Annotated in this window: 12 protein-coding genes and 1 pseudogene; 9 read left to right on the plus strand and 4 right to left on the minus strand. The window is 59.5% G+C overall.

Annotated features, from left to right (window positions below):
* Nucleotides 1-2: 2 nt before the first annotated feature.
* Nucleotides 3-1,256, minus strand: a complete 1,254-nt coding sequence (mexE, locus tag I5961_RS13685; RefSeq protein ID WP_085703014.1) for a multidrug efflux RND transporter periplasmic adaptor subunit MexE — start codon at nucleotides 1,254-1,256, stop codon at nucleotides 3-5.
* Between the two features lie 266 nt (nucleotides 1,257-1,522).
* Nucleotides 1,523-1,693, minus strand: a pseudogene (locus I5961_RS13690) (helix-turn-helix domain-containing protein); the annotation flags it as partial.
* Nucleotides 1,694-1,770: 77 nt separating this feature from the next.
* On the opposite strand from I5961_RS13690, the gene I5961_RS13695 reads away from it, so the two are divergent.
* The 4 genes from I5961_RS13695 to I5961_RS13710 all read left to right on the plus strand — a co-directional run bounded on the left by I5961_RS13695 (nucleotide 1,771) and on the right by I5961_RS13710 (nucleotide 6,396).
* Nucleotides 1,771-3,753: an FUSC family protein gene (locus I5961_RS13695; protein ID WP_227235505.1), complete on the plus strand. Its 1,983-nt coding sequence runs from the start codon at nucleotides 1,771-1,773 to the stop codon at nucleotides 3,751-3,753.
* 42 nt (nucleotides 3,754-3,795) lie between these two features.
* Nucleotides 3,796-4,713, plus strand: a complete 918-nt coding sequence (gene gcvA / locus I5961_RS13700) for a transcriptional regulator GcvA (protein ID WP_227235506.1) — start codon at nucleotides 3,796-3,798, stop codon at nucleotides 4,711-4,713.
* 64 nt (nucleotides 4,714-4,777) lie between these two features.
* Nucleotides 4,778-5,605 (plus strand): EamA family transporter, encoded by an 828-nt coding sequence (locus I5961_RS13705; protein WP_227235507.1) that lies wholly within the window; start codon nucleotides 4,778-4,780, stop codon nucleotides 5,603-5,605.
* A gap of 29 nt (nucleotides 5,606-5,634) precedes the next feature.
* Nucleotides 5,635-6,396, plus strand: coding sequence for an SDR family oxidoreductase (locus tag I5961_RS13710; RefSeq protein ID WP_227235508.1), 762 nt, complete (start codon nucleotides 5,635-5,637; stop codon nucleotides 6,394-6,396).
* Between the two features lie 64 nt (nucleotides 6,397-6,460).
* Here I5961_RS13710 and I5961_RS13715 read toward each other — a convergent pair whose 3' ends face one another.
* Nucleotides 6,461-7,375, minus strand: a complete 915-nt coding sequence (locus I5961_RS13715; RefSeq protein ID WP_074690647.1) for a LysR family transcriptional regulator — start codon at nucleotides 7,373-7,375, stop codon at nucleotides 6,461-6,463.
* A 270-nt stretch (nucleotides 7,376-7,645) separates the two neighbouring features.
* On the opposite strand from I5961_RS13715, the gene I5961_RS13720 reads away from it, so the two are divergent.
* The 4 genes from I5961_RS13720 (at nucleotide 7,646) to pgm (ending at nucleotide 13,872) form a co-directional block, all read left to right on the plus strand.
* On the plus strand, nucleotides 7,646-8,668 hold the full coding sequence (locus tag I5961_RS13720) for a zinc-dependent alcohol dehydrogenase family protein (RefSeq protein ID WP_227235509.1): 1,023 nt from the start codon (nucleotides 7,646-7,648) through the stop codon (nucleotides 8,666-8,668).
* A 546-nt stretch (nucleotides 8,669-9,214) separates the two neighbouring features.
* Complete coding sequence (locus I5961_RS13725) at nucleotides 9,215-10,669, plus strand: hypothetical protein (protein ID WP_227235510.1); 1,455 nt, start codon at nucleotides 9,215-9,217, stop codon at nucleotides 10,667-10,669.
* A gap of 49 nt (nucleotides 10,670-10,718) precedes the next feature.
* Nucleotides 10,719-12,149 (plus strand): PLP-dependent aminotransferase family protein, encoded by a 1,431-nt coding sequence (locus I5961_RS13730; RefSeq protein WP_085703007.1) that lies wholly within the window; start codon nucleotides 10,719-10,721, stop codon nucleotides 12,147-12,149.
* 76 nt (nucleotides 12,150-12,225) lie between these two features.
* Entirely contained in the window at nucleotides 12,226-13,872 is a 1,647-nt protein-coding gene (gene pgm, locus I5961_RS13735; protein ID WP_227235511.1) for a phosphoglucomutase (alpha-D-glucose-1,6-bisphosphate-dependent), read from the plus strand.
* 61 nt (nucleotides 13,873-13,933) lie between these two features.
* On the opposite strand, the gene I5961_RS13740 is transcribed toward pgm, so the two are convergent.
* Complete coding sequence (locus tag I5961_RS13740) at nucleotides 13,934-14,629, minus strand: pirin family protein (RefSeq protein WP_085696210.1); 696 nt, start codon at nucleotides 14,627-14,629, stop codon at nucleotides 13,934-13,936.
* Nucleotides 14,630-14,907: 278 nt separating this feature from the next.
* Between I5961_RS13740 and I5961_RS13745 the strand changes: the two genes are divergently transcribed.
* Nucleotides 14,908-17,382 (plus strand): UvrD-helicase domain-containing protein, encoded by a 2,475-nt coding sequence (locus tag I5961_RS13745; RefSeq protein WP_227235512.1) that lies wholly within the window; start codon nucleotides 14,908-14,910, stop codon nucleotides 17,380-17,382.
* The last annotated feature ends 45 nt before the right edge of the window (nucleotides 17,383-17,427 follow it).

Here is a 17,427-nt window from a genome sequence, read left to right on the forward strand (position 1 = left end):
CCTTAACCGCGTGGGGTCGCAGCAGCCAGTTTCACAACCGAACCCGGCGCGCCTTTGGCAGGTGCGACTTTAGGCAGGTTGCTGGCTTCCAGCGCTTGTCGTTGTTGAGCGAGAGCGGCAATGGTTTGCTCGCTGGCCATGGGAATCACTTCAGGCGAAACCGGGGAGCCCGGGCGAACCCGTTGCAGACCCTTGACGACGATCGTGTCGTCCTTGTTCAGGCCGCTGCGCACGATACGCAGGCCTTCGATCTTCGGACCGAGTTCGACGGCGCGGTAGGCGGTCTTGTTGTCGCCATCCATCACCAGCACGAACTTCTTGCCGAGGTCGGTACCGACCGCTTCGTCGTTGATCAGCATGGCGTTGTAGGTGCCGCTGCCGACCAGTTTCAAGCGTGCATACAGACCCGGGGTGTAGCTGCCGTCGCTGTTGTCGAACACCGCGCGACCACGGATAGTGCCGGTCTTCGGGTTGACCTGGTTATCGATAAAGTTCATCTGGCCCAGATGCGGGTTGCCGTCTTCATTGGACAGGCCCATGTACACCGGAGTGGTGGCGCCGCGCTGACCTTGACGGGCGAGTTGGGTGTATTTGAGGAACACACGCTCGTCGGCGTCGAAGTAGGCGTAGACCTTGTCGGTGGACACCACACTGGTCAGCGGAGTGGTGTCGGCGGTCACCAGGTTGCCGGCAGTGATCTCGGCACGGCTGACGCGACCGCTGATCGGGGCGGTGACGCGGGTGAAACTCAGGTTCAGTTTGGCCAGATCCAGCTGCGCTTGCAGGGCGCCGACTGCAGCGCGTGCTTCTTGTGCAGCGCTGGTGCGCGAGTCGGCCAGTTCGGCGGAGATCGCGTTGCTGGCACGCAGGCGTTCGCCACGACCAGCTTCGTTTTCACTACGGGTGGCGTTGGCGCGGGCCTGGGCAACCAGCGCTTCGAGGCGGCGGACCTCGGCCTGGAACGGACGCGGGTCGATCTGGAACAGCAGGTCGCCTTTCTTGACCAGCGCACCTTCGGTAAAGGCGACTTCGTCGATCTGGCCGGAGACCCGCGGACGGATTTCAACGGTTTCCGGCGCTTCGAGGCGCCCGGTGAATTCGTCCCACTCGTTGACCGGTTGTTCCAGCACCTTGGCCACGCTGACTTTGGCAGCAGGCATGGTGGCGGCGGTTTCCGGTGTCTTGCCGCAGGCGCTCATCACCAGCACGGCCAACATAGCCAACGGAAAGCGCAAATGTTTGAGTGATTGTTCCATGGATGCATCCGCCAATGTATTGAAGATGGGCGGATGATGCTCGGCGGGTAGGAAGCAAACGAATCGAATGACACGAAGGTAACTATCATTCGGAATGATATAAGCCCGAGCGAAGCCCTCTAGCATGCACCTTTCGTTAGGTGGCTATCAATTTGGCTGATGACAATTCTGTGTTGCGCGCTCTGCAACTGTCGCGATTGAACCTGCGCGGTGAGGATTACGCGACGATTAAATGTCCGGCAGAAGTGACCAGGCCCTGGCGCCCCTCACGCTGAACGCTCAGCCAGCGCTGATGTATGCGTACTGCGCAGATAGCGCGCGGGTGGGCTGCCCAAGGTTTTGCGAAACATGCTGATGAAGGAACTGACGGATTCGTAGCCCAACGCTTCAGCCGTCCTTTGTACGGATTTCCCCTCGGCCAGGCTTTGCAGCGCGACACCGCCAGCGTCGAAGTCACGCACCCCGACGCGGTGCCGCGCTGGCGCCTCATCCATTGGTTGCAGGCATTCATGTGATGACCCGTCTGTTAATACGGCTGTTTGCGGCAATCCCTCGGCCCTGGACGCCTGGCACTTTCGCCTACGTATCGCGCAGCGTCCTGGCGGCAGGATTGGCGCTGTGGCTCGGCTTTCAGCTGCATCTGGACTCGCCGTTCTCGGGCGCCTCCACGGTGTTGTTGCTGGTGCAGCCGGTACAAGGCGCGGTTCGCGGCAAGGGTTTCTACCGGATGCTGGGGACTTTGGCAGGTTTGTTCGCAGCTTGCGTCCTGACCGGGCTGTTCGCCCAACAGATGTTGCTGTTCTTGCTCGGCATCGGCCTGTGGCTGGGCTTGTGTGTGGCGGCGATGACCGTGTTGCGTCATTACCAGGCCACCGCTGCCGTCGTGGCCGGATATACCGTTTGCCTCGCATTGGGTCCCGCCATCGTCGCGCCACAAAAGGCTTTTGAGCACATCGTGACCCGTGGCACAGCGGTGGCAATCGGCGTGCTTTGCCTGAGTCTGGTGGTCACGCTGTTCAGCTCGAGGACCATGGAGTACAAAATCAGACGCACGCTCGCCGAAGTATCTGCCCGCAGTGCCAGGCTGCTTGCGATGCACCTCTCGGGCGAACAGCGCGCCGAGCGGTTTACACAGGCTCATCAGCTCGCCATCGATATCGGCAAAGTGGACGATTTGTTGGGGCTGGGACGCGGTGAGTCAGCGCTGCTTCGCGCGCGGCAATCGGCGATTCAGGCAGGGCTGGCGCATTTACACGCCGTGGTGCTCGATATGCACTACGACCGTTGCGGCATGGAAACCGAGCCGCCGTTGCTCGCCCAAACAAGTGCGGCGCTGCTCGCGCTGAGTAACCGGATAAGCGACGACTATCACGCCTGTGCCCAGACCGTGAGGCAACTGCGTGTTCAGGTGGAGGCTTGCGCGGGGGCAACCCCCGGCGTACGACCATTCTGCGAACAATTGACCGACCTGAGCGAAGCCTTGCAACACTTTTCCAGCCTCGATCACCCTCGCCGGCAACCGGTAAGGGTCGTGCGTTTCCACCGCAACTACGCCGATGCCGCACGCAACGGCTGCAGGGCACTGCTCGCCTTACTGGCCGCCGGCGCCATCTGGTATCTCAGCGGTTGGGGTCAGGGCCCCACGCTGCTGGCTGTCGTTGGGCCCTGCTGCACACTGCTGGCGACCGCTCCCGCGCCGGAACAAGGCATGGCCGGTTTTATCCGGGGTACATTTTATGCCGTGGTCGCCGCTGCGCTGTGCAAGTTTCTGCTGTTGCCGCAGATCAACGATTTCCCCCTGTTGCTGCTGATGCTGGCGGCATTCTGGTCGTTCGGGATTCATGCGACGAGTCAGCCTCGCCACGCGCTGCAAAGGGTTGCTTACCTGATCGGCTTCAACACCTTGGTGAGTACTGGCGGTACGGCGGTCTATGATTTCGCTGATTTTGCCAATCAGTCGCTCGCCTGGTTCGTGGCCATGGCCGTCTGCCTGTTGGCGTTCCAGATGATGCCGAGAGACAGAGCACGGGATGTTCAAGCACTGAAGCGCTCTATTCAAAGGGGCATCCGGTCACTGCTGCGTCGTGCAGACACTATCAATCACCCGCTATGGCAATCGAAACAGCAGCATCGAATCGTTACATTGAAGAATCTGCTTGGCACCGATATCAAGCTTGATGACCGAGCTGGATGGCTGTCGCTGCAATTGAGTAAGCAATTGAACCGAATTCAACTGTGCACGGACGAAATTGACCCTGACTCTGCCGTCGCCCAATGTGCGCGAGCCAGCATTCGGCGAATGGCTCGATGTTCGGATGAGCCGGGGATCACTGCAGTACAGGCACGGCGCACAGCAAAAGCGATGAGCCGGCTCGGTGCGGAACATCTGGCGATTGTTTACAAAGAGCTCGCCTGGCTGCTGGAGCAATACGCAATCATCGCGAGTCCCGTTACACGCAAGAAGCAACCAGCGAACCTTCGCTCTAACATGACTTGATATTCATACTTCGATGTTTGGCCAATCCCGGACCCTGTGTTTATGAGTGATCTGCCCCCGACCGCAACCTTGCGTGCTTTCGAAGTGTCTACCCGGCACCCGACTTTCACCGCCGCCGCGCAGGAATTGCATGTGACTCAAAGCGCGGTCAGCCATCAGCTCCGGCATTTGGAGGAACTTTGGGGCCTGCAGCTGTTTGAACGCGGCAAGTCGTTACGGCTTACGCCTGCGGGCGCTACCTTGGCGCCGATTGTGCGCGAGTTCTTCATGAGCCTTGAGGCGACGCTGGCTGATTTGCGGGAGCAAAAGGGCAGGGTCCGGCTCAGCGTCAGCACAACCTATTCCTTCGCGCTGAAATGGCTGCTGCCACGCTTGCCGAACCTGGCCCGCCAGCACCCGGAACTGTTGGTGTCGCTGGACACCACGGACAAGGTCATCCATTTCGCCAGCAGCGAAGCCGATGTCGCGATTCGCTTGGGCAAGGGCAATTATCCTGGTCTGTATTCGCAGTTTTTGTTCGGCGAGCAGGTTTTCCCGGTGGCCAGTCCCGAACTGCTGCAACGCGTCGGAATGCCGGGCAGTCCTGCCGACTTGTTGCAGTTGCCGCTGCTGGCTCGTGACGGCGCTGAACTGGCGCCGAAGTGGGAAGTGTGGTTCCAGTCCGTCGGGCTGGCGTTTTCGCCACTGCGGGAAAGCGTCAGGTTTGGCGACACCAATATGACGGTGGAGGCGGCTTTGCTCGGCCAGGGTATTGCTCTGGTGCGCAGTGGGCATGTCGAGAACGAAATCGGCGATGGCCGTCTGGTGCGGCTGTTCGATGTGCCGTTTCAGTCGCCGCTCGCTTATTACTTCGTTTGTCCCAAGGGCGTTGAGACGCAGCCGCACATTGAGTGTTTTCGCGAATGGTTACTCGGTGAGGCGCTGAAAGTGCAGGGCGGGCAAGTTTCAAGACATGAATAATCACTCATGGTGCAATGAGGAGTCTTCTCTGTAATCCTGCCGTTCGGGCTGCCTAAAATGGCCAATGCCTACTCATCTCGTCCTCCTTGTCCTGTTCGCCGCGCTGCTGCACGCCGGCTGGAATGCACTGTTGCGCGGCGGTGTCGATCGGCTCTGGTCGATGACGGTGATGTGCGTTGCGATTGCCACGGTTTGCGCAATTGCCGCGATGTTCATGGCAGCGCCTGCACCTCAGAGCTGGGGGTACGCGCTGCTCTCGGCATTGCTGCATGTCGGCTACAACCTGTTTCTGGTGCGCAGTTACCGGGTCGGCGATCTGGGACAGATTTATCCGATTTCGCGCGGCTCATCACCTGCGTTGATTACGCTCGGCGCCGTGTTGTTTGCCGGCGAAACCATCACCCCCGGCCAGTTGCTCGGCATTGCGCTGGTGTCAGGCGGAATCATTTCGCTGGCCTTCCGGGGACGCAGCCTGTCGGTGCCAAGCCTGCCTTATGCACTGGGAACCGGTTGCTTTATCGCGGCTTATAGCGTGATCGACGGCATTGGCGCGCGGCTTTCCGGTGCGCCGCTTGCCTACACGGTGTGGATGAGTGCCTTGTGGGGCGTGCTGATGCCGGCGGTCTACATTGGTCTGCGCGATGCCCGCAGCCTGTTTTCGATCCGGCCCGGAATGTTCGCTGCGGCAATGGGTGGGCTGGTCTCTCTGCTTGCTTATGCAATCGTAATTTACGCGATGAACGAAGCCCCGCTGGGCGCGGTGTCAGCCTTGCGTGAAACCAGCGTGCTGTTCGCGGCGTTGCTTGGGTACCTGTTCCTCGGTGAAACACTTACCGTCCGCCGGATGCTGGCCTGTGTGGTGATCGCCAGCGGCGCGATCATCATCGGCTGACTCGGCTTCATCTGCCAAGGAGTAATTTCATGGTTAACGTCTCGCAGGCTCCGCTGATTCTGATCACAGGTGGCAGTCGGGGAGTGGGCGCCGCCACCGCCCGACTCGCCGCTGAACAAGGCTACGACGTCGCGATAAGTTACGTTGCCAATGACGCCGCCGCGCTGAAGGTTGAGGCAGATGTCGAAGCGATGGGACGCAAGGCGCTGGCGATGCGCGCCGACAGTGCCGACCCCGAGCAGGTCGCGGGGCTTTTCACAGCGATCGACCACACGTTCGGGCGCATCGATGTCCTGGTCAATAACGCTGGCGTGCTGGCTCAACAGTCACGCCTTGAGGACCTTGGCTTCGAGCGCATGCAGCGCATCTTTGCGGTCAATGCTCTCGGGCCGATACTGTGCGCCCAGCAGGCTGTGAAACGCATGTCCCGGCGGCATGGCGGTGCGGGCGGCGTGGTGATCAATGTCTCGTCGGCTTCGGCGCGCTTGGGCAGTCCGAATGAATATGTCGACTACGCGGCCTCGAAAGGCGCGCTGGAAACATTCACCATCGGGTTCGCCAAAGAGGTGGCCCGCGAGGGCATTCGCGTCAACTGTATCCGCCCGGGTCACATCTATACCGACATGCATGCCAGTGGCGGCGAGCCGGGACGGGTTGATCGGGTCAAGGACTCGATCCCGATGGGCCGGGGCGGCCAGCCGGAGGAAGTGGCGCGGGCCATCTTGTGGTTGGCCAGCGCGCAGGCCTCGTTTGTTACCGGTACATTCCTGGACGTAACGGGCGGTAAATGAGTCGGGCGGGCTGTAATAGCGAGATGCACCTGAAGTGATCAGATGAACAAACGCCCGGCGAAACCTAGAGACTGTCAGGATCGCCGAAAAACATCTGAATCCGCGACCGCAACCACCTTTCCCCCGGATCGTTATCCTGCGACCCACGCCACGCCATGTGCAGTTCAAACGTACGAGTAGGCAACGGTGGATCTTCCGCGCGCAGACCACCAGCCGCTGTCAGTGCTTCCGCCGTGTAATCGGGAACGGTCGCTACGATGTCGGTGCCCGCCAGCAGCGTACCCAGTCCATTGAACTGCGGCACCGCCAGTACCACATGCCGTTTACGCTCGAGTTTTTCCAGCTCTTCATCGACGAAACCACTGAGGTCGCCGGCAAACGACACCAGCGCATGCGGACGGGCGCAGTAATCGTCCAGGCTCAATGGTCCCGGCACAGTATCGGCGCGCAGTAATTTGGGTGCGCTGCGGCGCAAGACCTTGCGTTTGGCGTTGGCCGGCAGGTCGGTGGTGTAGCTGACGCCGATGGAGATTTCACCGGAGGCAAGCAGGCCGGGCATCAGGATGTAGTTGACGCGGCGTACCACCAGCACGATGCCGGGCGCCTCGGCGCGCAGGCGCTTGAGCAGCATCGGCAGCAGCGCGAACTCGACGTCATCAGACAGGCCGATGCGAAATACAGAGGTGCTGGTGGCCGGGTCGAACTCTGCCGCTCGGCTGACTGCGGTTGAAATGGAGTCGAGGGCCGGAGAGAGCAGGGCGAAGATTTCCACCGCGCGGGCGGAAGGCTCCATGCTGCGTCCGGTGCGCACGAACAAAGGGTCGTCGAACAGGCCGCGCAGGCGAGAAAGTGCCGCGCTGATCGCCGGCTGGCCGAGAAACAGCTTTTCCGCCGCACGGGTCACGCTGCGCTCATGCATCAGCGTTTCGAACACGATCAACAGGTTGAGGTCGACACGACGCAGGTCATTACGATTCATCTGGAGTCCTGGCAGAGTCATCAAGCTTGACGAGAGCGACCATATGAGAACAATGGCCGGCATGAATCTTACGGGGAAAGGCTGGTAGTCTGCACCGGGTAATTCAGCTTTACTGAGAAGCCGGCAGCAGTTTTTTCATGGATTTTCTCAATGCTGACCATGCTGCGGAATCAATGACAGGCATGTCGACTATTAATAGCCACTGATAGTCTTGGCTGGAAAGCCCAGATAGAGTTCAGGGCATTAGAGGTTACTTTGACGAGGTTTGCGATGTCCCGCACGATCCGTTTTCACAAGTTTGGTCCAGCCGAGGTGCTCAAATGCGAAGAGCATGCGGCTGCTCAGCCAGGTCCTGGCGAAGTGCAGGTGCGTGTCGAGGCGATCGGCATCAGCTGGTATGACACGCTGTGGCGCCAGAATCTGGCGTCGTCCCAGGCGCGTCTGCCTTCGGGCCTCGGTCATGAAATGGCCGGCGTAGTCACAGCCATCGGCGATGGCGTCGAAGATCTGGCCGAGGGCGACAAGGTGGCCAGTTTCCCGGCCGAAAGCCCCAATGATTACCCGGTCTACGGCGAACTGATCGTTCTGCCGCGCACCGCGCTGACCCGTTATCCGGACGTGCTCAGCCCGATTGAGGCCAGCGTGCATTACACGCCGCTGTTGATCGCCTATTTCGGTTACGTTGATCTGGCACGGGTCAAACCCGGGCAGTTCGCCCTGGTGACTGACGCCAGCCACTGCGCCGGGCCGTCCTTCGTACAGTTGGGCAAGGCGCTGGGTGTGCGGGTGATTGCTGCCACCAAAACGGCGGAAGAGCGTGAGTACCTGCTGTCTCTCGGTGCCGAGAAAGTAATCGTCACCGAAGAAGAAGACCTGTTGATGCGAATCAACAAGATCACCGACAACCGTGGCGTCGACGTTGTGTTCGATGGTCTCGGCGGACCGCAGATGTCGCTGCTTGGCGATGTGCTGGCTCCCCGTGGCAGCCTGGTGCTTTACGGCCTGCAGGGCGGCAACCAGACGCCGTTTCCGGCCTGTGCCGCGTTTCAGAAGAACATTCAGTTCTTCGTGCATTGCATCGGCAACTTCACCGGCAAGCCGGAGCTCGGCATCATTCAGGACCATGTCGCCTTGCAGCGCGCCTTGCGTGATATCAACCAGCTCACTGCCGATCGTGTGCTGCTGCCGCTCAAGACTCGTGTGTTCCCGTTCAACGAGTTTGTCGAAGCACATCGCTACATGGACGAGTGCCCATGCCGCGAGCGGGTTGCCCTGCAAATCGAACCTGCCTGATCTTCCCTGTCAGAGTCCGTGGCCCCACGGACTCTTGTGCGTTTTATCCTTCAGACATCGAGAAACCCTGGGCCAGAAGCCTGGGGATGTTCAGCAACTGAACTGGTTTTTACTCTCGATCTGTATCTTCTAATTGCCCTCCAGACGCTGATAATTGAATGACTACTTTCATCTCAAGGAATGAGCTATGTCTGTGCATTCTGTTTGTGTCGTACAGCATCAATCGGCTGTTTATCATTGCGCCTCAAACTTCTGTTTAAAGTTTGTAGGGGTGCAATGTAATCCCTTCTTTTTTTCTTGTGCTAATTATGTGCAGGGAGTTGTAAGAAGTTTCCTAGGAAAACTTTATCCCGGAAGGCGCCCAGTAGTTGCGGGGCTTTCGGCGGTGTCGGCCGTGATTCCTAAATGTCGCTGGCTCAACTGTTTCAAATAACTACAAAAGCTTAAGTGTTAGCATTTCAGCGACTATTAATTAATGAAGAATGATTGTGCGTCCGCCATTCGTGGCCGTGCGATATAAAACCTTTGATACCGGGTGAAGTACTGATGAGCGCGATCCATGATCAGGCAATGAATTATGTCTACCAGCAAGTATTGCAGCGACTGCTGAGTTTCTTTTCCCGTGCCGAGCGCACGGCATTGCAGCTGTTGATCCAGCGCCTGGCAGTTGCTGCCGGGGGCATGGATCGCATCGGTGAATTCAAGATATTGGCCATCCAGTCCGGCACACGCGACTGCTGCTACAGCCTGGCCCTTTTGCGTGCAGCCCAGTTGAGCATCGCCGGGCGCGCGCCTGCCACGTTTCAGTTGCGTGTTGCCACCTTGCGTTGCAATGGCGTACCGGCTTCGGCATTGCACAACATGCACCGCAGCTTCAGTGCGCTGTTCCTGTATGACGATCCACGCGTAGAACTTTTGATGGTGGATCATCGCGAGATCCTGCCATTCAACCATCTGGCGCCTGTCTGCGACGAGGGGCGCGAAGCCGGCAGGCTCAACCTGCTGATGGTAGGACATCGCCGCGACCGGGATGAGCCGTTGACGCTTTGGGATGACCTGTACCTGACCACCGCCGAGTTCTACGGTCAGGTCGCCCGCTGGAGCAACGGTGTCGACGCCTTGATCAACAGCGACAACGCGCGTCGTCAGGAGCAGTTTCTCGATGGCCTCGACCGGGCCGTGCGCAAGGTCGGCATGGGCGGGTTGTCGCGCAAGGGCGGCGGGTTCGATGAACTGTTCAGTTTGCTCGACAGCCTCGGCAGCGATTGTTATCGCGAGCTCTATGCCCAGGAGGATCGGGTACCGTGGCGACCGCTCGGTGAGTTCGAAGCCTGCCGTCGTACCAGCTATATCGGCATCGACGACATGGTGGTCGGCAAAATGGAGGAACGCTGGCCCTTGCTCAGCGATTTCCTCGGCTTTCAGGCCGACGATCTGATGCTTGAGGCGCGAACCGGCGAGTGTGCCGATCCCCTGGTCGGCGCCTACCTGCAAGGTTTGCAGGCCAGCTATACCGAAGGACGCACCTATGGGGCCGGGGTCTCGGAGTATCAGCAGCAATGTCTGGCAACGATGCGCCGCAGGAACACACCTGAGCAGGTTTGCGAACGCTTTAAATCGGCGTTCGGCAATCTGTCCGATCTCGCGGAGCACCAATCGCTGGCCGCGGCTTCCCTGCAAAAGAATTTCGGCCTCACTGAACAGCAACTGGTTTGCCTGCTGTTCGCACCTTTCATCAACGCTGGCGCCGGCCTCGAGCGATTCCTGCGCACCTGTCATCCGGGCATGCTGGTTGCCATGCCGGATCTGCACCGTGCCATGCAAGGCTTGCACGCTCCGGAGCAGGTCTTGCAATGGATGACCGATGTCAGCGGCCTGCCACTGCGACTGATCTGCCGGTTGTACGCAATGGAAGCGATCCAGATGGACGGACATGTTCCCAAAGCGCAGGAGTTACTCGAGCACGAGGCCACTCTGGACGACCGTTCGGCGGAAGGTTGAGTGGGGTTTTGTTGTCCGGCCACGGGGACAAGTCTGCGGACGTACGCTCATGAGTGAGCCAAGAGAATCCGACTTTGCCTATCAGGCGGTCTATCGTTACCTGACACAGCTGATCAGCGAGCCGGGCAATCAGGAAGCCATTCGACTGCCGTCGCTACGGCAACTGGCGGAACGGCTGAATGTGTCGATTTCGACCATTCAATACGCCTACGCGTTGCTGGAAAAAGAAGGCCGGGTCTATTCCGTGGCCAAATCCGGATATTTCGCGCGGCCGACATCGACAGTCATGCCACCCGGGTGCGGCAGTGATTTGCTGGAAACGGTTTACGTGAATGCCAGACGCTTCGGCATGCAAGTATTGAGTGCTGATGAGCCCGCGTCGATCCAACCCCTGGATCGTCCGTTGCTGATGCTTGAACGCGAGTTGTTGCGCCAGTATCCCCGGCACTTGCAGACGCTGGCCCAGCCTTGCGGCGAACTGGAACTGCGCACGTTGCTGGCTGCCCGCTACACCACATCGGCCGCCCATTGCTGGCACGCCGAAGACGTCTACATCGGTGCCGATCTGCGAGGGGTGCTGGAAATCCTGATCGCCGCCCTTGAGCTGCGCCACGCAACCGTGGTGATCGAGTCGCCGTGTGACTGGATGATTCTGCGTCTGTTCCAGTCCGCCGAGGTTCGGGTGATCGAGCTGCCGCTACAGCCAGATGGCGCATTCGACCCGCAGAAACTGCAGAGGCTACTCGCAAACGAGCGGGTGCGACTGATCCTGCTGTCCTCCAGATTGAATATGCCCCATGGCAGCCGCATTCCTCTGTCCAGCCGTCAGGCGATTGCGCGGTTGCTTGTGAAGCATGGCACCTGGCTGCTGGAAAATGATTGTCACGGCGAGTTGCTGGACGACGCCGAAGAAACGCCGCTGCGCGAGCTGGTGGATCCCGACCGCCTGTTGGTGTTTTCCATGTTCGAAAACGTCATCGGGGTCGAAGCGCCCTATGGTTTTGTACTGGCGCGACAATGGCGTACGGACCTTCAGCGTCACTTCCTGCTGCGTTCGTTCCGCCTGTCACCGATCCGCCAGAAGGCCATCGCCCGACTCTACGCGAGTGGGCGAGTAGACCAGCATTTGCCGATGCTCAAGTGCTTGCTCAGAGAGCGTCGAACGCAATGGATCGATTTGATACGTGAACGTCTGGGCGACTTTCTGCAGGTTGTGGAACCCGCTGGCGGCGCAACGATCTGGCTGCGCTCTGCACGCCCGATCGCGATGGATGCAGTGTTTCATCGGTTACTCAAACAGCACGTGCTGATTGCACCGGGGGAGTTGTTCAGCCTACAGGGCCTGCACACGCAACACATGCGTTTGAGCGTGACAGGCAGCGCCGAGCACGAGTTGTTAAGACTTGTCGGACTGCTCGGGGATGCGTTGCGACTGGCTCCGCGGACAGATGCGCGTAAACACCCGGCCTGTGTGCAATAGACCCCATCGCGCTTCGGCCAAACTGCCAGTAAACTCCGGTGTAATTTCCTGAACCACTCTATTTCAGAGGTTTTGCATGACACTCAGTCCTTTTGCGGGCAAACCGGCACCGGCAGAACTGTTGGTCGACATCCCGCGACTGGTTACGGCGTATTACACCGGTCAACCCGACGCCTCGGTTTCCACCCAGCGCGTGGCGTTTGGCACCTCCGGGCACCGGGGTAGTTCCTTTGATTTGAGTTTCAACGAGTGGCACGTTTTGGCCATCAGCCAGGCGATCTGCCTGTATCGCGAAGCCCAGGGCATCACCGGGCCGCTGTTTGTCGGTATCGACACGCATGCGCTGTCGACTCCAGCCGGGGCCAGCGCGCTGGAAGTGCTGGCGGCCAATGGCGTGACCGTGATGATTGCCGAAGGTGATGAGTACACGCCGACCCCGGCAGTCTCCCACGCCATTCTTTGCTACAACCGTGGTCGTACTACCGGCCTGGCCGACGGTATTGTCATCACCCCGTCGCACAACCCGCCACAAAGCGGTGGCTACAAGTACAACCCAACCAACGGCGGCCCGGCCGACACCCACATCACCAAGTGGATCGAAGCCAAGGCCAACGAACTGCTGGCCAACAAACTGGCCGGCGTCAAACGCATCAGCTACGAGCAAGCGCTCAAGGCCCAAACCACCCATCGTCACGACTACGTCAACACATACGTGGCCGACCTGATCAACGTCATCGATTTCGATGCCATTCGCGGTGCCAAGCTGCGTCTTGGCGTCGATCCTCTGGGCGGAGCTGGGGTGCGTTACTGGTCGGCGATTGCCGAGCACTATCGCCTGGACCTGGACGTGGTGAACAAGGAAGTCGATTCGACGTTCCGCTTCATGACCGTCGACTGGGACGGCCAGATCCGCATGGACCCATCGTCCAGCCATGCCATGCAAGGCCTGATCGGTCTGAAGGAGCGTTTTGACGTGGCCTTCGCCTGCGACCCGGATCACGACCGTCACGGCATCGTCACGCCATCCGGCGGTCTGCTGGCACCGAACAACTACCTGGCGGTGTCGATCGACTACCTGTTCCAGAACCGTCCGCAATGGCGTGCCGACGCAGCCGTGGGCAAAACCGTGGTCAGCAGCGGTCTGATCGATCGCGTGGCCAAGCGTCTGGGCCGTCGTCTGTACGAAGTGCCGGTAGGTTTCAAATGGTTCGCCGATGGCCTGTTCGACGGCTCGCTGGGTTTTGGCGGCGAAGAAAGCGCCGGCGCCTCGTTCCTGCGCAAGGATGGCGGTGTCTGGAGCACCGACAAGGACGGTCTGATTCCGGCCCTGTTGGCCGCTGAAATGACAGCCCGTACCGGTCGCGACCCAAGTCAGGCCTACCGTGCACTGACTGATGAACTGGGCGAACCGTTCTCGGTGCGTGTCGACGCCAAGGCCAATCCGGAACAGAAAGCGCTGCTGAGCAAGCTGTCGCCAGAGCAGGTCACCTCGACCGAACTGGCGGGCGAGAAGATCCAGAGTATTCTCAGCAAGGCTCCAGGCAACGATCAGGCCATTGGCGGCCTGAAAGTGATGACCGAAAACGGCTGGTTCGCTGCGCGTCCTTCGGGCACCGAAGACATCTACAAAATCTACGCCGAAAGTTTCATCGGCGACGCCCACCTCAAGCAACTGGTGGCTGAAGCGCAAACCCTGGTAGACGGTGCGATCAGCGCTAAATAACGCCAGACAACGGAAAAGGGCGACCCTGAGGTCGCCCTTTTTTGTGCCCGCGATTCGCCGGTCAGGCCAGGTCCACCAACACGATCTCGCTGTCTTCCAGCGCCGTGACGGTCAGCACCTGTTCATCAGCCACCGCCACACCGTCTCGAGCTTGTGCACGCAAGCCGTTGACTTCAATGACACCCGTCGCCGGAACCAGATACGCCCGACGTCCGGCATCGAGGCGGTATTCAGCCGTTTCTCCGGCCTTGACAGTGGCCGCCACCAAACGCGCGTCGGCGCGGATGCGCAGGCTTTGATCGTCACCGTCCTTGCCGCTGGCGAGGGTCACGAAACCTTCGCGATCGCCTTTCGGGAACGGTTTGGCGCCCCAGGACGGCGGTGCGCCCGTTTCAGTTGGCAGAATCCAGATCTGGAAGATCTTGGTGTCCGTGGCTTCCAGGTTGTATTCGCTGTGGGCGATCCCGGTGCCGGCGCTCATCACTTGTACGTCGCCAGCCTCGGTGCGGCCCTTGTTGCCCAGGTTGTCCTGATGGCTGATCGCACCTTCACGCACGTAGGTGATTATTTCCATGTCGCGGTGCGGGTGAGTCGGGAAGCCCGTGCCGGCGGCAATGATGTCGTCGTTCCACACGCGCAGGTTGCCCCAGTTCATGCGTTGCGGATCGTAGTACTCGGCGAACGAAAAATGGTGATGGGCATCCAACCAGCCGTGATGGGCGCCGCCCAGCGAGCTGAAAGGTCTGAGTTCAAGCATGATCGTCTCCTCAAAAGGTTCGTCATGGGGCGCGATGCCTGAGCCACGAAGCGAGACCGGTGATTGATGACAGGCATCATCTATCAGCCAAACATCGATAAAAAGCGTAAAAAGTGCGGCATTCCAATCGAATCGATAGATATTAATAAGGCTCGAAACCGTCTCATCCGACTTTCAATTCATCGCCTAAACCAATGACCTGTAAGCATTTCGCTAGAACAAAAAAGCAAATGCAGACACCATAGCTCCCAACAGCCTCACATCCGGAGTCCGTCAGCGTGGCGCAACACACCCCCGATCTTCCTCCCGAACTTCGTCCCCTGGCCGAGATGCCTTGGTTCAAGCGCCTGGCTGCGCGTTTCCTTGGGCACGGCCTGACGCAACTGCGCGCCCAGCACCGGGCTTCGTGGTTGCACGGCCAGGCCGACGGCTTTCGCAGCGGACATACTGCCGGCGTGGATTACGGGTACAAGGAAGGCAAGGCTGACGGGCTGGAAGAGGGCCGGCAGGTTTTGTTGATCCGCGACAGCCGCAACACCGAGCATCGCCCGCCGGGTATCGACAATCACCTGTTCGACGACTGGCGCCTGCCGCTCAGCGCAGAACTGAAAAAGCGCATGAAAGCCGACGTCGCGCGCCTGCTGCCAGCCCACGCCCAGCCAAGCGTTGCGCAATGGAAGATGATTTTCAGCGATACCCCGTCAACTTCGGTGATTGCCGGTGCTGGAGCCGGCAAGTCGACTACGCTGGTCCTGCGGATCCTGCTGCTGACCCATTACCTCGGCTTTGAGCTCGATTCAATGACCGTGGTGACTTTCACTCGCGAGTCGCGCAAGGACTTCATCAACAAGATGATCGAACTGTTCGCGTTATGGGGCCGGGCACTCAGTCAAAAAGCTGCGAAAGACCTGGTGCGCACCTTCCACTCGCGAATCCTGCCGATGATCCGCAGCCTGCCGGGATTCGAGCGCTTGCAGGCATTCGAAAACCTCAGCCACCGCGCGCAGCCGGGTGACGAAGACGTCGACAGCAATCCATTTGATCTGCGCATCAACGACGCGCAACGCCAGCAGCTGAACGCTTGCTACCACCGTCTCTACAACGAAGACCCGCGCTTCGCGCAATTGATCCAACCGTTGTCCCGCCACGCCTTGCAACTCAAGGAACTGGAGCGCGATCACCCGGACGTGCAGAAGCGCGTCGCTGTAACGGAACTCGCGGCCCGACGGGATGAAGAGTTGTGCGACATGATCGAGGACATGTGGCTTCGCGCCGGCGCCTGGCCGATCAAGGGCATCGAGCCGAGCCGCCAGACATTCGAAATCAACGGCGCGTCGTTCCATTGCCACGGCTATATTCCGAGTCTGGATGCTTGGGTTGTACTGGGTTTCGATCCTCGGGAAAACCCGCAGGTCTGCCGTCCCAACGCCAAGCTGACGGTTCGTGCAGAGTGGGCAGTCAAGCGCACCCTGTTTCAAGCTTTCTGTCGCAAGCCATTGATTTGGCTGGATAGTTATGAATCCTCAAGGCGCTTGTTGGCCACGCTTGCAGGTGATGTCAGCGCCGGTCCGGGCTTCGACTACAAGGTCAAGGGTGAGCTGGCGTCCGCGCCGTTGCTCGACTGTTTTGTCGCCGCCGCAGGTTTCATCGAGAACCTGGGGCTCGACGTACCTGACGCCGTCGGCCGCATGAGTTTCGCCAAGGACGATCCGGACAGGTTTTTCTTCGAGGCCCTGAGTCTGTTTTGGCGCGCTCTGGAAGATCACCTTCTGGATCAGAAGCCGCCGATCATGACCTATAACCGGATGTTCGCGCTGTTCAGCGAGCACTCACCGGAAAACCTCAAACTGCTCAGCGATGAGCTGCTGCGCCCGATGTCGCACCTGATGATTGATGAGTTCCAGGACGTTTCGCCGCAGATCGTTTCGTGGATTCGTGCCAGCCTCTTGGAAATCCGCAGCCGCGGCCCGGCCATGCACGTCGGGCGAGGCGCGCAGCGATCGTCTCTGCTTTGCGTGGGCGACGACTGGCAATCGATCTACGGCTGGCGCGGCAGTTCGCCGAGTTACTTCATGGAATTCAACAAGGAGTTCCCGTCGCCGAGCACGACCCGTGTAATGCTCAGTGACAACTATCGCAGTCATCAGCACATCATCGACGCGGCAGAACACATCGTTCGTGCCGCGCCCGCGATCCCGGGCAAGAAGGCAAAAGCCAGCGGCGAGGAGAAGCCGTTGCAGCCCGTCAACGTGCTGGAGCGCGACGATCAGGCACTCGGCCAGCGTCTGGCAGAACACTATCGAAACGGCGATTCAATCCTGATGCTCTATCGAAAAAGTAGCGATAAGTCATTGATAGAGCAGCATATTCAATCTGTAGTTAATGTGGATTCGAGCTTGCCTTACGAAGCGCGACGCCTGAAACAATTGACCTATCACAGCGCCAAAGGCCTGCAGGCCGACGCGGTCTTCCTGTTGGGTGATTGCCAGCACATGACCAGTTCCCCCTACAAGAATCAGGTCTATCGCATGGCCGGACTCGGCAAGGCTGGTGACAGCGAGCCGTACGACAGCGCGCAAAAAGACGAAATCCTGCGCCTGGCCTATGTCGGCATCACCCGCGCAGTCAGCCATTGCTACTGGTATGTCGAGCCTCAGGACAGTCAGGCGGTGAATATGCCTCGGGCTTCGGACCGGGTAACCAAGGGCAAACCGTTCTTCATCGATCATCGGCCAGAGAAGAAAACGGCCTGAATTTGGCGCCCATAAAAAAGCCCGCATAAGCGGGCTTTTTTATTT

The sequence above is a fragment of the Pseudomonas sp. IAC-BECa141 genome (assembly GCF_020544405.1).
Lineage (GTDB): Bacteria > Pseudomonadota > Gammaproteobacteria > Pseudomonadales > Pseudomonadaceae > Aquipseudomonas.